The 15,159-nt window shown below is 57.9% G+C and carries 13 protein-coding genes; 8 read left to right on the forward strand and 5 right to left on the reverse strand.

Annotation, left to right across the window (positions count from 1 at the left end):
- Positions 1-600: 600 nt before the first annotated feature.
- From BUA38_RS21690 to BUA38_RS21705, 4 genes are read left to right on the forward strand one after another with little or no spacing between them, the layout of a single operon-like run.
- Positions 601-1,233, forward strand: a complete 633-nt coding sequence (locus tag BUA38_RS21690; RefSeq protein WP_072821069.1) for a phosphatase PAP2 family protein — start codon at positions 601-603, stop codon at positions 1,231-1,233.
- On the forward strand, positions 1,220-1,825 hold the full coding sequence (locus BUA38_RS21695; protein ID WP_072821071.1) for a cupin domain-containing protein: 606 nt from the start codon (positions 1,220-1,222) through the stop codon (positions 1,823-1,825). Before BUA38_RS21690 ends, BUA38_RS21695 begins: the two co-directional genes overlap by 14 nt.
- The gene (locus tag BUA38_RS21700; RefSeq protein ID WP_072821073.1) at positions 1,822-2,169 is read left to right on the forward strand and encodes a DUF3147 family protein; all 348 of its coding nucleotides are present in this window, start codon (positions 1,822-1,824) and stop codon (positions 2,167-2,169) included. Before BUA38_RS21695 ends, BUA38_RS21700 begins: the two co-directional genes overlap by 4 nt.
- Positions 2,166-2,636, forward strand: coding sequence for a DUF3147 family protein (locus BUA38_RS21705; protein ID WP_072821075.1), 471 nt, complete (start codon positions 2,166-2,168; stop codon positions 2,634-2,636). Before BUA38_RS21700 ends, BUA38_RS21705 begins: the two co-directional genes overlap by 4 nt.
- A gap of 14 nt (positions 2,637-2,650) precedes the next feature.
- Here BUA38_RS21705 and BUA38_RS21710 read toward each other — a convergent pair whose 3' ends face one another.
- Positions 2,651-3,166, reverse strand: coding sequence for a ferritin-like domain-containing protein (locus tag BUA38_RS21710; protein WP_072826305.1), 516 nt, complete (start codon positions 3,164-3,166; stop codon positions 2,651-2,653).
- A 149-nt stretch (positions 3,167-3,315) separates the two neighbouring features.
- On the opposite strand from BUA38_RS21710, the gene BUA38_RS37625 reads away from it, so the two are divergent.
- Positions 3,316-3,453, forward strand: a complete 138-nt coding sequence (locus BUA38_RS37625) for a hypothetical protein (RefSeq protein WP_172806069.1) — start codon at positions 3,316-3,318, stop codon at positions 3,451-3,453.
- 245 nt (positions 3,454-3,698) lie between these two features.
- Here the strand turns inward: BUA38_RS37625 and BUA38_RS21715 are convergent, their stop codons facing one another.
- The gene (locus BUA38_RS21715) at positions 3,699-5,693 is read right to left on the reverse strand and encodes an AI-2E family transporter (protein ID WP_072821077.1); all 1,995 of its coding nucleotides are present in this window, start codon (positions 5,691-5,693) and stop codon (positions 3,699-3,701) included.
- 545 nt (positions 5,694-6,238) lie between these two features.
- Between BUA38_RS21715 and BUA38_RS36890 the strand changes: the two genes are divergently transcribed.
- Positions 6,239-6,793, forward strand: a complete 555-nt coding sequence (locus BUA38_RS36890; protein ID WP_156898631.1) for a hypothetical protein — start codon at positions 6,239-6,241, stop codon at positions 6,791-6,793.
- 635 nt (positions 6,794-7,428) lie between these two features.
- On the opposite strand, the gene BUA38_RS21720 is transcribed toward BUA38_RS36890, so the two are convergent.
- From BUA38_RS21720 to BUA38_RS21730, 3 genes are all read right to left on the reverse strand, one after another.
- Positions 7,429-7,680 (reverse strand): hypothetical protein, encoded by a 252-nt coding sequence (locus tag BUA38_RS21720; protein WP_072821079.1) that lies wholly within the window; start codon positions 7,678-7,680, stop codon positions 7,429-7,431.
- A gap of 732 nt (positions 7,681-8,412) precedes the next feature.
- Positions 8,413-10,557 (reverse strand): glucans biosynthesis glucosyltransferase MdoH, encoded by a 2,145-nt coding sequence (gene mdoH / locus BUA38_RS21725; protein ID WP_072821081.1) that lies wholly within the window; start codon positions 10,555-10,557, stop codon positions 8,413-8,415.
- Positions 10,545-12,056: a glucan biosynthesis protein G gene (locus tag BUA38_RS21730; protein WP_156898632.1), complete on the reverse strand. Its 1,512-nt coding sequence runs from the start codon at positions 12,054-12,056 to the stop codon at positions 10,545-10,547. Before BUA38_RS21730 ends, mdoH begins: the two co-directional genes overlap by 13 nt.
- 93 nt (positions 12,057-12,149) lie before the next feature.
- Here BUA38_RS21730 and BUA38_RS21735 point away from each other — a divergent pair, with 93 nt between their 5' ends.
- Positions 12,150-14,480 carry a hypothetical protein gene (locus tag BUA38_RS21735; RefSeq protein WP_083587686.1) on the forward strand — a complete coding sequence of 777 codons (2,331 nt, stop codon included), beginning with the start codon at positions 12,150-12,152 and terminating at the stop codon, positions 14,478-14,480.
- Between the two features lie 157 nt (positions 14,481-14,637).
- Positions 14,638-14,982 carry a DUF6894 family protein gene (locus BUA38_RS21740; RefSeq protein ID WP_244553011.1) on the forward strand — a complete coding sequence of 115 codons (345 nt, stop codon included), beginning with the start codon at positions 14,638-14,640 and terminating at the stop codon, positions 14,980-14,982.
- Positions 14,983-15,159: the final 177 nt, after the last annotated feature.

Genomic DNA, 15,159 nt, shown 5'->3' on the forward strand with positions numbered 1-15,159 from the left:
AGAAGGCCGGTGGTGTCGACGGGAAATGCGCGGTACATCGGCAGGTCAAACCCGTGAACGATATCAATTTTCCCGCTTAGGCTCTTCCGGTAGGCTAAACGTCAGCCGTCGATCAGCCAGAAACGGACCCGGAGCGATCGTTGGCGCTTCAAATCGGAACTATCGAAGCTTCGCCTTCGGTTTGCCGGAATCGGAATTGGGGCCGAGGCAGCCTCAGTTGGGACTTCCGAAGGTCTGCTGCGGCAAAGCTCGCTCAATTGCCGCAAGCGGAAATAGGATTGTCGGCCTCCCACGCCGGGGTCGCGTAGTCGAGCGCGACCATCCGCCCCTTCAGAGCAACGCTTCTCCGCGGACCGAATGGCGAGAGTTCGGAAAGCGCGTACCGCAAATTGATCTCCGGCGCGGGGGGCACTCGGCTGCGGCATCGCTGCGCCAAGGCTGAACGTCGGCTCGAAACGAAGCTGGCCGGCGAACTGCCGGCGTGGTTCGATGGCTTTTCAGCTAACGGATCTGTCGACCAGCGGCCAGCAGCAGCGCGCAAGTGAACCTCGGCGACGGCAGAGCGTTGGAAATTCCTACGTCCCCGAACCTTGGACATCCATGCGTACAGCAGCAAGAACTCGATCCAGCCTTCTTCGCCGGCAGCCAAGGTTTCCGATCACCGTCCGCCCGACGAAGGCCGATCTAGCGATCGCGAGTGAAATCGCCCGCGACACCGGCCCGGCTCCGGAGGAGGTGGCACGCGCCCTGACCTGGGGCGCTGACGAGAAGGTCCTTCTGGTTTTGGCGGCGGGCGGCTGGCTTGCCTCGCGCGGTCAAGGCGAACCGCTGAGGCGCGCCGGCAACCATGCCTTGCTGGTCGCGGTTGCGGCATCGTTGCTACCGCACGGGATGAAGCTTCTGTTTGACCAGACTCGTCCCGATCGCAGGACTGTGCTGGGCCACATTCACGGCATCTCGTTTTCCGGCAAGCGTGAGGATGCCTTTCCCTCCGGCCACGCGCTGCACATGGGTGCGCTCGCGTCGGCCGCCGGCACGCTTCCCGCCGGGCCCCGCCGAGCAATCAGAGCGCTCGCAGTCGGGCTTTCGCTGACGCGCGTCGCGGTTTTGGCCCACTGGGCAAGCGACGTCGTCGCCGGATTCGCGCTCGGAGCCATTCTCGAGCGGACCCTTCGACTGTGGACGGGCTATCCCCTCGATTCTTCGAAGGAGGGCAATCATGCCGAACCTTGAAGACCTGAAGGAATGCGCGGAGCGCGCCACCGGCATACGGCGACCTGGCAAGGGAGAGGCTTGCGATTTCGCGCGGGCGAGAAAACCCCACGCCGTTCGCTTCAAGGACGACGGTCTCGTCCCTAACCATCCGCGGTGGCCGCTCATCATCTACCGAGGCGCCGTCGAACTCGATGACCGCCACGATCCTGCGGCCGTGATCGAGGACCTGTTCGAAGCGAACGGATGGGGCGACACATGGCGCGACGGCATCTACGACTACGTGCACTATCACTCCAGGATCCACGAGGTTCTCGGCATCGCACGCGGCAAGGGGAGGGTCCGCTTCGGCGGCAAGAAAGGTCGAATATTTACGTTGAAGGCCGGCGACGTCGCCGTCCTGCCTGCCGGCACAGGCCACCAATGCCTGTCTGCATCCGACGACTTTCTCGTCATCGGCGCCTACCCGCCAGCCGGGACCTACGACGAGTGTACAACCATCCAGGACCGCCCCCGCGCCCTCAAGACCATCCCGAAGGTCGCATCGCCGCGTAAGGATCCCGTTTATGGGACCGGCGGCCCGGTATCTAGACTCTGGAAGAAAGCCAGATGACCGAGTACCTCGTCCGCTTCCTGGTCGGGGGCGTCGTGGTCTCGGCGTTCGCGATGCTGGGAGACATGCTGCGTCCCAAAAGCTTCGCCGGTCTGTTCGGGGCCGCGCCCTCCGTTGCGCTCGCCACGCTCGGCATCGCCGTGCACGGGCAAGGAGCCGATTACGCGGCCCAGCAAACTTGGGCGATGACGGCGGGGGCGATCGCGCTCGCGGTCTATGGCGTCGTCGTCTGCCAACTCCTCATTCGCACCCCGATACGGGCGGCCGTCGCCACGTTGCTGTCGCTCGCCGTCTGGCTGGTGATCGCATTCGGCCTGTTGATCCTCGCCGGAGGCCAGACATGAGCCCGATCGGTTTTTCGCCCTCGTCGCTCAAGGAAGGCCGCTGGTACGAATACCTCATTCGCTTCGTGCTCGGCGGCTCCGCGACCGTTTTCACCGGCTTCGTCAGTAGCCGTTTCGGGGCCTCGATCGGCGGTCTGTTTCTGGCACTTCCGGCCATCTTCTGCGCGAGCGCGACCCTGATCGAAAAGCATGAAATCCGCCGCAAGCGCGGGGCGGCCCTCGACGGCCGGCGACGGGGGAAGGAGGCCGCCGCGCTGGACTCCGCCGGTGCCGCGCTCGGCGCCCTCGGAATGCTGTCCTTCGCGATCGTGTTTTCGGTGACGGTGAAACGCAGCATCCCAGGCGCCTTCATCGGCGCGTCGGTCGCCTGGTTGGTGGTCTCGGTGGCGGCTTGGTACGCGCGCCGTAAGACGCGGTGCGTCCGGAGGACAGACAAATCAGCGGCCCCGGATTCCCGGGACCGCTGAGCAGTGAGAGGGCGTCAGGCCGCGGTCGAGGCCTTTGCGTTGACGCCCTTGCGCAGTGCCACCGTGTTCAGCTTGGCGTTCGCTGCCTTTTCCTCGTTGAGGTTGGTCGTCAGGAAGCGCACGATCTCGTCGTGACCGAGTTCTTCGGCCCATGCGATCAGGGTCCCGTAGCGACACATTTCGTAGTGCTCGACGGCCTGCGCGTTGGCGACGATGGCGGCGTCCAAAACCGCCTTGTCCTCGATCTCGCCAGCGGTCTCGTCCGCTTCCTTGATGATGCCGTCGATCGCCGGGCACTGCGTGCCGCTGGGCTGCTTGCCCAGCTTCTCGAACACCTTCTGAAGCCGCTGGACCTGCTTGGTGGTCTCTTCGAGGTGACTCTTCAGACCGCTTACGAGGTCGCGGTTGGTCGCCTTGTCGATCATCTTCGGAAGCGCTTTGAGGATCTGCTGTTCGGCGTAGTAGATGTCCTGCAGACCGTGGAGCAGCAGGTCCTCCATCGATTTTATGTCCTTGGTGAACATACCCATATTCGAGGTCTCCTTTCGCGATAATGGCGATGGAACGCTGTTGCGCGGCTGCTGTTCCATCAGGGGTTTACTCGGGAGATCGATATCTCTGAGGGACTGGACCGTTTGGCCGGTCTGCTGGAACGAGCAGCGCTGGACGTGGGGGCGACATGCCGCGCGAGATTCAGGAAGCGCTGTTTGAGACGGCTATGAAGGGGCGGCAGGCCGAGCGCGAGGAACTCGCCCGCCTGCTGCACGACCGTCATCCGCGCACGCGGCACCCCGCGAAGCCTGGCGGAGTGCAGTGAAGGAACCGGTTTCGGTATCGAAGCGTCGGCCGGGCTCGTCCAACGTCGCGGCCATACCCACCTGTGCCGCGAAGAGCGATCGTCTCGCCGTAACACGCATAAGGTCATTTTTGTTCCTCGCCCGTCCCCAGCGTCTGGCGTTCGATTAATCGCCGTCTGACCAGTTTCGCCTGACCGCAACCACGCCGCTCGCTGAACGAAAAAGCCAGGCCGATCGGCCGCTTTCAATATCGATGGCAAAAATCTCACGCGGCGGCAGTTGTAGACGTTGCTTGCTCAGAAACCACGTGAGATTGGTGTGGCGCGCCGGCAGCGGCGTCGATGCAAAGCTTGACGGCCTCGCCCAGGCTCGCGGCGACTAGATCGGCTTTTGCGTTATCACGCAGTATTTCCAACGCAACTTGGTCGATGTCTTTAACCCAACAGCCCAAGATAATAATTGCCTTTGGTAACTTCCGCCTTAGGCGCCGAACGGAATAACGCATATGCGCTGGCCCACTCGAATCGAGATAGACTAGGCAGACGATCGCAACGCCGGTCGTATCGAGCCGGTAGACATTTGTGGTAGAAAGCGCCTCTGGCCCCTCGAAGCGTGCTGCCAGCCCGTGTGCAGTCGAAAGCTGGGCCAGCATGATTGCGGCCGCTTCATCGATGAGACTGCGTCCAGCTATGCAGAGAACGGGATGTTCACCAAGCCAATCGGGCGACAGCTCTTCTCTGCCGAGAACTGGTAAATTTTCATGTGCCGCATTTTCCGCGACACTTTCGACCGCTGACGAAGCTTCAGCATCTGTGGTCAAATGCACTTTCGTCGGTGGCCGGTCATCCTGATCAGCAAGGTCACTTGCAAATTCGCTGACGGTATCTCGAATCTTTGTCAGCCGTTCTTGGTCAAGCGCGCCTCGCTCAGCATCAACTTGTGCAAGCTGCAAGCCCTTCAATGCGACCTCATCGTAGTATGAGGCCAGAGATCGCTCCTTCAGAAATTCTTCAGCTTTTTCGGCGGCTTCAGTCGGGTCGCCCGCTAGCATGCGCTGATAAAAGATTTCGGGGGGAGAGAGAGCTGGGCGGTCTCCAAACATGACGTCAAGAAATTCCAGGCGCTCCACATGACGCCCAAGCACAACAAGGCATACCGTCAGAGGTGTAGCGAGGACGAGACCAATCGGGCCCCAAAGCGCGGTCCAAAACGTCGCCGCCGCAACCACAGCAACTGGGGAAAGCCCTGTACTATGGCCGTAGACCATCGGCTCGATAACGTGGCCTACAATAGGCTCAACGGTAAGAAAAAGTGCGAGCGTCCACAACAGCATCGACCAGCCGGGGTCGACGGCGACCGCCAGAGCAAGCGGGAACGCGGACGCAATAACGGCACCGATGTAGGGTACGAAGCGAAGGACTGTCGCCAGAATGCCCCACAGAATCGCGCTTGGCGTACCTATTACCCATAGCCCTACACCAATCACCACACCAAAAGCGCCGTTCAGAATAAGCTGTGTCAGGAACAGCCGACTAAGGCGTCTCGCCGCGTCGTCGAGCGCAGCTGTTGTTCGCTGCAGGTCGTAGGATCCGGCCAGTCGAATAAGCCGGTTACGAAGATCTTCGCGTTGAAGCAAAATGAAGATGACAAAAATGATGATGATGCCAGTCGTGGCGAGGGGATGAACAAGCGGAGAGATCAGAGTGCGCAGGCTTTCGAGGGCACCAGGATCGGGCTGGCGGACTTCTACTGGAACGGGTATCTGCGGACCAGACGCGCTGGAATTACCAATCAAGTTTGGTCCGCGCGCAGATGGCGCGTCTTTCGGCCTATCGATCTCTTTACCCAGGTCCTTCAACATGTCAGAAGCGCGTTCAAGCGTGCCCCTGCCAGCTCTTGTATCTCGAAATGACTGGATCTTTTCGCTTATCGTCGATTGATAGCGAGGGAGGTCTCCGGCGAGCTGCGTCAATTGCGTGGCGAGCAAACTCCCCATCGCAAAAATGAGTGCAAAGGCAAGTATGGCGACGCTCACGACCGCCAATTCGCGCGGCACATGGATGCGCTGCAGTATTACAACTACCGGTGCCAGTACAAAGCTAAGAAGAATCGCCAATGCAATGGGCACGAAGATCTCACGACCAAAATAGAGCATCGCGATAATGATGACAGCGAGGATTGCGGTCGCCACCGCGCTAAGCAGTGCCACGACCTCATCGGTAGAGCGTGCTTTGAAAGGTCGCGTTACGACGGGCCCCATCTGCGCTCCCTAAGAAGTTTCCAGCCCTGATTAAAACAATGTGGCCGGGTGGAATGAAAAAAGCCGCGCGGGCATTACTCCGCGCGGCCTTGGCAAGCGACTGTCGGTTTCCCGGTTCCGCCACTGCATGACAATAGGCGAGCACCGCAAAGGTTTCGTGCCGTAAGAAAGAAAAGCAACTGCCAGCCACGACGTGCGTTGGGGAGTGCGATCGAATCTTCATCGGCGCGTCCGATTCCCGCGGACGCTACCCCGACTACTTCTTATCGGGCGCTTGAGCGTTTGATGCAGCCCTTGGCCTCGACATCGCTTGTTGCAGCCAATGACAACGAAGCGGCACAAGCCGTAGCGAGAACCCATTTCATGACTACCACCTTTCAAAATTCCTCATCGAGGATCAATGCCGGGACGGTCGACAAGAGTCCCGGACTTATCCCGACCTCGCACCGAAACAATAGTCGCTTGCAAGGCTGAACTTGCTTTCCTTACACGCGCGTTCTAACCCGGAAACCGGACAGAGAACGGGCCGCGTTTGAGCAAGACCAATGCGCATCCGTAACGTTCTGGACGGGCGGCGCAGTACGCTCGGCGTACGGCTTTGTTCACAAAAAGACGGACGATCGTTCCACAGCGGAACTTCTTCGCCTGATCATGCATTTGTGATTCCGTATTGGGAAAACAGGCTGTGGTTCTGCAAAATGTTACGACGCTGCGTTGAGAGACTGAACCCTTATCAATCACTGGCGCTGCTCGCCATTTCGACCAGCCTTATCGAGCCGCTAAAGATTTTTGCCGTGGCGATCGCCGGTGCTGGACACTGGGTTGCAGGCACGATCACCGTAGTTTTCGCTTACGCAGTAAGCGTTATGCTCGTTGAGCGCCTTTTTGAGATCGTCAAACCGAAGCTGTTGACGCTGCCGTGGTTTGCTCGACTATGGCATTGGTTCGTCGCTCGTCGGGATCGCGCTCTTGGATGGCTCTGCCAAGCTCTAACATTTGGCCACTCGTTTGCTCTGCACGACCCGCTGGGATGCAGAGTGCATCCTAATCTTGATTTTAGTCCAATACGGCGACCGCCCTCGACCTGCCGAAGCCGCTGAGCCGCCCCTAAAAGCCGGACCAGCTATCGTCGCGCGCCAGCACTCACGACTAACGTGGATGTGCAACAACTACAGTGACCACAAATACGATAGAAAGCGAACGCGAAGGTGCTTCGCAGAACCGGCTTAGCTGATCAAGTATTCCGCCAGTTCGTCGACTATTCCCCACGCGCGACTGGCCGATCTTGCACCTCAATCGATGTAAACAAATAGGCGTTTTGACCCGGGGTATATCCACAAGTGAACGGCTGGCTCGAACGAGTAACCACCGTTTAAAGCGCGTCTGGATATCATCGAGTGGAATGACGCAGATACCTACCCCTCTCAGTGGTGACCGAGATGGAGTAGTTCTGCCGTACTAGTTCCGGCCGATCCGCGCGCAGCCGCGTTATAGAAAATCAGAGGTCGTAAAACAGGGGCCAGGAGTCCGGTATGGCTCTACGTTTAGCCTTTCGAGCGCGGCTTCCTATTGCTGGCGAACGGTGTTCAGGAAGGCATCGCTTCCCAAGACAGAAACTTGCCCTGGCGAGGCCGATCAAAACCTTTGGCATCGCCCGCAATGTCGAGTTCCACAGTCTCGGCATCGCAGATCGGGCAGGTATTCATGCCGGCTCACATAGCGGCTGAGGAGCATTCTAACCGTCTTTCAAGATCGTCTTTACTTCTTTCGTCGGCCAGCTCTCGCTCGCGGGTATCACCCGAACCCGACTGTTATCCGACTCGCTGATGAGCGCATGCGAGCATGCGTCATCGTTGATGCGGACGAGCTTTAAATCAACATCCGGTTTCCAATTGAGGGTAACATCAAGGTCGCCCGGGAATATTCGCCACGTCGTCTCGTCGTCGAGTTCGACTATATGGCTCTCGGAGTGACGGCGAATTTTCATTATCGACTCTCTCGACCTTCCTGGCTGTCTGCTTTCAACGAAGCGACCTCGGCTTCGAGATCGTCTACGATGTCCGCAAGGAAGCGCAAGGCGATAGGATCGGACGTTTCCTCCCTCATTTTCTTATACCGAGTAAGCGAATCGCCGAGGTTATTTAGCAGTTACTCTTTGTGTTGGTTCATCGCAGTGCCCACGGTGAAAGTTCGCGGTTGTTGTGAATACGATAGTCACTTCAAAAAAGCCTCGCGCTCGCCGGGAGCTGCGGACCGACAGTCACCACCCTTGCAGTTTGCTAAGTCGCTTGATCAGCACTCGTTCCTGACCAGCGCTCGACATGTCCCGAATGTCCAAATCGATACATTCGAAGATGAGCAGCGGTTCCGTTTCGGGGGGCCGACGGTGGCGGTAGCGCATTCGTTAAGTGGGGACCCATCCGCGTGACAATAGTTAGGTCACAATGGAAGGAACCCCAGGGAAACGCTGCCGCTGTGGTCATTTCAATTTGTCCATTCGGTCGGGCCAGTTTTTCGTTTCGGTCGCAATCCAGCGGTTAGCCTCTTCTTCGGTCGCAAAATTCCCGACATGCGAGAGGACGCCGGGCATATTTGCTCGTTTCCATGACGATAACGGGAATCCTTGACGGCGGAGGACCCAGCAGACTTGTCGAGTATCACGGTTGACAATGGTCTGGCACCCGTTGCGGTACCGGAGGTACCGCAACGATGCCAAAACTTAACCCCCATCGCCCGTGCTACGCAATTCCAAAACACATTGTAGAGCTACGGCATTATTCAGCACGGCTCGGATTTCGGTTTTGTCTAGCCAGTCGACGGCTTCTTCGAAGGTCTCGCATTGATCAATCTTCGCCCGAGCCGTCGCGAGGGGCACGTCGATCTGTCTCAACTTGAGATGGCTAATGCGAGGCAGCAAATTCAAATGATATTTGAGCATTTCGGCATCCTGCCGGAGTTGCTGCAGAGCCCCCGTCACTTGGATACGCGCGGATGCAGTAAGTTCGTTCGCGCGAAGCACAACCGGAGGCGGACGGTTATCTTCCGGTGTAGCAAACAGCCCGGCCGCTCTCGACTGCCGGGAAATCAACAAACCCAGTGGAATTGCAAGCACCAAACCGACAATAACCGGTGACATCCACAGTAGGAGGGGAATCGATACAGCAAACGCGCTCAACCCCATCAAAACACCGCACAGCGTAGGCACGGCGAGCTTGCGATAGATTTCGTGCCGCGCCACCTCACCGCCGCTTCGGTGCTGGACCTGCCATCCAGCGTCTCGGCCTAAGAGAATTTCCGCGACTGCCTTGGATTGAAAAATCATCATCGATGGCGCAATCAGCGCGGAAAGGAGTGTTTCGGATAGGATGCCGCCAAACACCCGAATAGATCCGGAAAATGAGGTGCGGTCCTCGCGGTGGCTGATCAACGCCAAGTACGCCAGCAGTTTGGGTAGAACCAGAAGTCCCATTGTGGCGGCAAACACCCATGCTGCCAACACAGGATCCTGCTGAGGCCAGGTCGGGAACAGCGAGAAGCCCTTAGGAAAATACTCCGGTCGGATAAAGTTAGCCTGCAACGAAATCAATAGTCCTAGGATCAGAAAGATAAGCCACATTGGCGCTGTAACGTAAGAACCGATACCTGTGAGCAGGTGAATGCGCGACACCCAATGCAGGCCGCGCGCGCGCAATACCGCGATATGTTGAAGGTTACCTTGACACCAGCGTCGGTCCCTGGCTGCGAAATCCAGAATTGATGGCGGGACTTCTTCGAAGCTCCCCCCAAGCTCGGGTGCCATATAGACGGCCCAGCCGGCCCGCCTCATCAAAGCGGCTTCTACGAAGTCATGGCTAAGGATATGCCCGCCAAAGGGCTGACGGCCGCGGAGTTCTGGTAATCCCGCCTCTTCTGCGAATGCGCGTACACGAATGATGGCGTTGTGCCCCCAGTAGTTGCTTTCTGGTCCGTGCCACCACGCGTTACCGGCAGCGACGATCGGGCCGTACACTCGACCGGCGAATTGCTGCAGACGGCTGAACAGACTGCGGGCATTGACAATAACAGGCTGCGTTTGAATCAGCGCGACGTCGGGATAATTTTCCATCGTACGAGCCAAGCGGACAATCGTGTCGCCCGCCATCAGACTATCCGCGTCAAGAACAATCATATGATCGTACGCCGCACCGAACCGTCTTACCCACTCAGCGATGTTGCCCGATTTTCGGGCGGTGTTATCGGATCGATGGCGATAGTAAAGCCGATCTGCGCCGCAGGCGCGACGCAAGGCGATGAAGGCTACCTCTTCGCGTACCCAAGTATCCGGGTCAGTTGTATCGCTAAGCAGAAACCAATCAAACTGTGCATCGTTACCGGTGGCAGCTACCGATTCGTACATCGCGCGGAGTCGGGCCATCAAATCATGCGGATCTTCGTTATATGTTGGCAATAGCATGGCTGTACGCGACGACAATTGCGGAAGCGGGCCGTCGCGATCGATCTTGAGTCCGCCTTGATGTCTAGTAAGCAGAACGAAAAACCCAGCCAAGGCCGACATGAATGAAAAGGCTACCCACGCAAGCAGAATGAGGAAAAAAGCAAGCAGCATTACTTCGAGCACGGTTACGCCGCCGACCTTTACGACCCTATACATTTCGTAGCCACCTGCGATCGTAAGCAACGTCGCACCGGAAAAGATGAACGCTCGGCGAAACAGCAAGACAGTTTGGAACGGGGAAGAAGCTCGCTTTCTCTCCGTTATCTGATCGAGCCGGCACGGCTCCATCGAAAGTGTGCTTTCCGGAGGAAGAAAATGGTCGGCGATGGCGCTCCAAGCCGGCTCCGGCGATTTCTCTAGGGTGTCCATCGATAGGTCCACACCTCGGAAATCGCCGTGTCATTCTGGACAAGGACAGCTCGCAATTCGATTGGCATTTTGTTCTTGACCGAACACTGAAAGCTCAAACGCCATCCGCCTGTCTCCGGGTTGGGTTCGGTGACAATGTTGGTGAGTTCAGACTTTTCCGCAGTCACCATTCCTTTGATGCTTTTTGGATCGACACCCTTAAGCTTGTCGCCAATCAGCTCCAGCACAAACAGCTTGTTGTCGTCGCCTCGGGCCCCGATTCCGGTCCGCGTGAAGCGCGCCAGCGCGTCGGATTTCGGGGCGTCTGGCCCCCAGTGCATGCGGTAGGTGAAGTTGTATTCGTTCTTGGCGGTGAGCGGCTGCTTTGGACGCCAAAAGGCCGCGATATTGTCGTGAATCTCTTCCTTGGTGGGGATCTCGAACAAGACGACAGCGCCTTCGCCCCAATCCCCGATCGGCTCAAACCAAAGGCTGGGACGGCGTTCAAATCGTGATTCGAGGTCCTGATAGGCAAAGTACTTTTTCTCCCGCTGCATCAATCCGAATCCACGCGGATTGAGGTCGGCGAAGGTGCTCACCTGTAGATCGCGTGGATTGCTGAGAGGACGCCAGAGTTGTTCGCCCTTGCCATTCGAGATCGCAAGACCGTCGGAGTCGTGTACCGCGGGGCGGAAATCATCGAAGTTTTTTCGGTCGTTTGGTCCGAAGAAAAACATACTCGTCATCGGCGTAAGACCGCCGTGTGGAAGATCCACTCTTGGATAGAGTGACATCTCAACGTCGAAGACTGTGCTCTCGCCTGGGCGAATGGTGAAACGATAACTTGCGGCGGCGCTTTTTCCGTCCAGCAAGGCGTGGAGGACAAGAGAGGTTGCGTTTGGCGCTGGCTTCTCTAACCAAAACGCCTTGAACACAGGAAATTCTTCACCCTTGCTTTCCCCGGTGTCGATCGATAGTCCGCGGGCGGACAAGCCATAAGTCTCTCCCTTTGCAACTGCGCGGAAGTAACTTGCGCCAAGGAAGACGCAAATCTCGTCGTAATAATCCGGCCTGTTAATTGGATTGTGAATGCGAAAGCCGGCGAAACCGAGATCGACATCGGGCCACTGCTGAAGACCGCCGCCGAACGAGAAGTCATCGCGCCGGTACCTTATCGGAACGGCACGTCCGTTGCTCACTTCGAACAGATCGACCCTGTTTTTGTAAAAGAAACCCCGATGAAAGAACTGCGCTTGGAATGGCAGTTTTTCGTTACGCCATAGCGCATGCTCCGGTTGAAATCGAATAGATCGGTATTGGTCGTAATTGAGATCCTTCAGAGCGTCAGGCAGCTTTTCGTCCGGCGGCTCGAACGGCTTGACGGCAAGAGACCGGGCTAGTTCGCGTACGAATGATGAACCGAACGCCAGATCCGCTGTCGGGTCCGCCGCGTTCGTTCGCGGCAGGGCGGCGGCGGCGGAAAGCACAGCCGAGGCGCGCAAAAGTTGCCGACGATTCAAGGAATTCCTCCCGTTCCAGACCAGGCTGGGAAACGGTCAGAGGTTGAAGGAGTTCCTCTGGTGCGACATTCCAGCCCAAAATGAGGCCTGCATGTGACCCGACCGGATGATAATCGAGCGCTCGATAGCGAACTGGCGATTGCAGCGGTTTTCGTCTCGACGATTTGGGTCGTCGCGATCTTGCATTGGATAGCGAAGGACGCCGTTATACCTTGGGATTCCAAAAATCAGTTCTATGCCTTCTTTCGGTTCTTGTCCGAAACTCTGCATTCCGGCGAATTGCCGTTTTGGAATCCGTACCACTATGGCGGGCATCCGAGCGTTGCAGATCCTCAATCGTTGATTTTTTCACCCGTTTTTGCCGCCTGGGCCGCAATCGATCGTTTTCCCACGATGCGGGCATTCGACATTGTCGTCCAGGCCCATCTGTTGTTAGGTGGTCTCGCTATAGTTTTCATCGGTTGGCGGGCCCGGTGGTCGATAGCCAGCTGTGTTCTGGCCGCGACGTTGTTCATGCTTGGCGGTCCAGCCTCCGGCCGCCTACAGCATACCGGTATCATTCTGAGCTACAGCGCTTTCCCAGTTGCACTCTTGTTTTTGCAGCTCGGGCTTGAGCGGCGCTCCTACATATTGGCCCTCGGTTTTTCGGTAGTTGCGGTGGGTATGGCACTCGGTCGCAACCAAGTGGCATTGCTTCTTTGTGCGCTGCTGATCTCGGCTGCCGTGGCGGAAATACTGGGGGCGCAGAAATCTATGAGATATTTGCGGGAGCGCGGCGGCGTGCTCGCCCTCATGATCGTTGCAGGGGGAGCGCTGCTGTTCATACCACTGCTCCTCACGGCGCAATTCGCTATCCTCTCAAACCGGCCTAGCGAAGGGCTCGATGAAGCGCTGAGGGGGTCATTGTATCCAGCGAATTTCGCGACCGTTGCCATTCCCAATATCTTCGGCACCCACTCGGCTTATTGGGGGCCTGGCGCCGCAACTTCGGCTGACGTCGACTTGACCGACGATTCCGAAAACTACCTTTTTCTCGGCGGGGTGCCCACATTTGTTCTGCTTTGGCTCGGCGTCGCAGGACGACGTGCGTGGCAACCCGGACGCCGGCTGATGGCCTGTGCGCTCGTCATTTCCTGTCTTTTCATGCTGGGGCGCTACACGCCGCTCTACAGCCTCGGATTTCGGTTTATTCCCGCTATCGATCTCTTCCGACGCCCCACCGACGCCAGTTTCGTCTTCGCCATTGCGGCCGCCTTTCTTGCTGGTCACTGCCTCACTGACTACGTCCGAAACGGCATGCCGCACTTCCGAATAGTGAGCACATTACTTGCGCTATTGGTGTCTCTTGCGATCGCTGTGTCGGCTGTCGAATTCTCGGCCAGGACCGGACATGCGGCGGATGCCACTCACGAGGCTCTTGTCTCGCTGGCATTGATGTTGGCTGCGGGCCTGTTTCTTTTTGCCGCGCGAAGCGCCCCGGCCCGCGCTGGTGCAGCTATTGTGGTCACCCTTGCCGCTGCGACCGAATTGACGTGGTGGAACACGGCCTCGCGTTTGAACGCTGAACCCTGGAATTTTTATGCGGTCCTTGAAGCACCGTCGGGAGCGAACGCAGCGACGATCGCATTGTTGGAACAGTCCATCGAAGCCGATCACCGCCGCGGCGATTATCCGCGTGTCGAAGTCTTAGGCCTTGGCGGGCCGTGGCAGAATCTTGCGATGGTTCGCGGCTGGGAAGCAACAAATGGGTACAATCCGCTGCGAATCGGTTCGTACGACCGCCTTGTTTCACCTGGCGAGCAAAATTGGGATGTGTCCCAGCGTCAGTTTCCGCGTTCGTTCGACAACTATAGCTGCTCACTTGCGAAGGCGCTCGGCCTGACGTACCTCATTCTAGGCTCGGCCTTGCAAGATTTGCCAGGCCTTTCGATTCTGCCATCTTCCGAACTTCTACTCTCTGGGCCTCCCATCTGGCTCTACAGGATTCAAGGCGCGTCGCCTCGAGTGAGCATGGTCAGTGAGTTCATTACAGCAGCGCCTCGAGTGGATCTTCCTTTCAGCCGGACTGACTACGATAGTCCGCCGGGCATCGGGGCGCCGCCCGATCGCAGCCCCGCCCTGCCACCCCCTGCAGGAGCACTTCCGGGGAAAGCAAAAATTGAGCTCTTAGCGCCGGGTCGGCTCGGCGTCGTCACCACTTCGACAACTGCAGCATTTTTGCTGGTGCACGACCTATTCTATCCAGGATGGGTAGCGGAAATCGACGGGAAACGAACGCCCATGGTCCGAGCCGATGTGCTATTTCGAGCCGTGGAAGTCCCCGCCGGTATGCACCATGTTACGTTTAGCTTTGCTCCGTTTTCGTCGGAAAACTTGAAAGGTGCGCTGGCCGACGCCCTAAGCTTGCGGGCGGCGCCCCGTTGAGAACTGCTACTGGCGAACCAATCAATAGGAGCTTAGGTTTCACTACTGTAAAGAGCCGTTCAACGAAGGGAGACTAAACGAGTAGGCGCCTTCAGCCTACCGCTCCGCCCGGCGTGTGCGACCTAGGCGACCGCAAATATTCAAGTACGAGGAGTTTTTGATCTATCCTATCGACACTGGCGATGATCCTAGCTGTCCGAAATGGCGGCCACACCCCGTCATTAGCGACCCAGTCGTTGGGAACTTCTTCCGACATTTGCGCATTTTTCATGCGATGCCGAAGTATTTCTTTCACGTCACGCATGTGCATACGCAAATCGATGACCAAGGCGAGGAGCTGCCAGACAAGCACGCCGCTTGGAAGGAAGCCACCGAAACGGCGGGTCAGATACTGCAGGACATTGATGGAAAACTGACACCCGGCCGCGACTGGCGCATGGAAGTGACCGACGAATTTCAGAACACACTATTTGTTTTGCACATCAGCGCCGAGGAGCCGTAACACTTAGGAACGTCGAGCACTTGGGCTGCCCGCGAGCCGCAATTCCGGAGGCAACGGCATTAGAAGGAACCCGTCGCGCTCGCGCGATAGAGATCGCGCCGAATGTCCGGCGTGTAATGGGAGGGCTTACGATGCAGACGCGGTCGATCCGGCGACAAGGATAACCCGTTAGTGCCA

Origin of the sequence: Bradyrhizobium erythrophlei (assembly GCF_900142985.1) — a bacterium.
GTDB classification, from domain to species: Bacteria; Pseudomonadota; Alphaproteobacteria; order Rhizobiales; family Xanthobacteraceae; genus Bradyrhizobium; species Bradyrhizobium erythrophlei_B.

Bases quoted from the DNA above. Each gene is read 5' to 3' on its own strand.
- BUA38_RS36890 (WP_156898631.1), top strand. From the start codon at position 6,239: ATGCGCATCCGTAACGTTCTGGACGGGCGGCGCAGTACGCTCGGCGTA.
- BUA38_RS21695 (WP_072821071.1), top strand. From the start codon at position 1,220: ATGCCGAACCTTGAAGACCTGAAGGAATGCGCGGAGCGCGCCACCGGC.
- BUA38_RS21690 (WP_072821069.1), top strand. From the start codon at position 601: ATGCGTACAGCAGCAAGAACTCGATCCAGCCTTCTTCGCCGGCAGCCA.
- BUA38_RS37625 (WP_172806069.1), top strand. From the start codon at position 3,316: ATGCCGCGCGAGATTCAGGAAGCGCTGTTTGAGACGGCTATGAAGGGG.
- BUA38_RS21715 (WP_072821077.1), bottom strand. From the start codon at position 5,693: ATGGGGCCCGTCGTAACGCGACCTTTCAAAGCACGCTCTACCGATGAG.
- mdoH (WP_072821081.1), bottom strand. From the start codon at position 10,557: ATGGACACCCTAGAGAAATCGCCGGAGCCGGCTTGGAGCGCCATCGCC.
- BUA38_RS21700 (WP_072821073.1), top strand. From the start codon at position 1,822: ATGACCGAGTACCTCGTCCGCTTCCTGGTCGGGGGCGTCGTGGTCTCG.
- BUA38_RS21720 (WP_072821079.1), bottom strand. From the start codon at position 7,680: ATGAAAATTCGCCGTCACTCCGAGAGCCATATAGTCGAACTCGACGAC.
- BUA38_RS21705 (WP_072821075.1), top strand. From the start codon at position 2,166: ATGAGCCCGATCGGTTTTTCGCCCTCGTCGCTCAAGGAAGGCCGCTGG.
- BUA38_RS21710 (WP_072826305.1), bottom strand. From the start codon at position 3,166: ATGGGTATGTTCACCAAGGACATAAAATCGATGGAGGACCTGCTGCTC.